Annotated in this window: 2 protein-coding genes; one reads left to right on the forward strand and one right to left on the reverse strand. The window is 55.4% G+C overall.

What is annotated here, in order from left to right; genetic code table 11:
• A partial coding sequence (locus tag C5B91_RS21300) for a type IV toxin-antitoxin system AbiEi family antitoxin domain-containing protein (protein ID WP_119713033.1) occupies positions 1-242 on the forward strand: 242 nt, incomplete at its 5' end.
• A 72-nt stretch (positions 243-314) separates the two neighbouring features.
• On the opposite strand, the gene C5B91_RS21305 is transcribed toward C5B91_RS21300, so the two are convergent.
• Positions 315-590: hypothetical protein (locus C5B91_RS21305; RefSeq protein ID WP_233547871.1), on the reverse strand; the 276-nt coding region annotated here is incomplete at its 5' end.

The following is a 590-nucleotide window of genomic DNA, read 5'->3' on the forward strand; positions in this document are numbered from 1 at the left end:
GGATGCCGAATGAGCACTACGAACCGACGGAAGACGATGAACTAATCCTCGAGGCGTTGAAGCAGGGGCGCGAGAGCGGCCAGCCGTGGGGCCGCGCAAACCGAGTGTGGCTTAGTGAGCAGACTGGCCTTAACAAGGGCTCAGCAGAATACTCTCTCCGTAATCTGACATCGGCAGGGTGGATCGAGCGACCAGCTCGTGGGCTGTACGAGTTTGTCGTCGATCCACGAGAGAAAAACTGACCTTCGTGCATCAACCGGAGAGACCACGTCGATGAATAGGGGCTCTAACACTAACCTCTACAGCTTTTGAGGCTATTCTCTGCGCATAGCCTCGATGAAAGCATTCTCGACGGGTTCAGTTGTCCACTCCAGATTGTAGTCGCTATCAAACACCGCCCGGAGGGCGTCTGCAAAATCGGCGGCCTCGACACGGAAGTAGAGGCCATCGCCCGGCGAATCTTTGAACACCTCGATGAACATTTCCCCATCTTGGACGGGGTACGCCCAGAGTTTGACATCCGGGTTGTGCTTGTGTTTGAACATCGCACAAGGGCTTTCATCGGATTCAGCCATGTCCATAGCCTCACC

Origin of the sequence: Haloferax sp. Atlit-10N (genome assembly GCF_003586325.1) — an archaeon.
Lineage (GTDB): Archaea > Halobacteriota > Halobacteria > Halobacteriales > Haloferacaceae > Haloferax > Haloferax prahovense.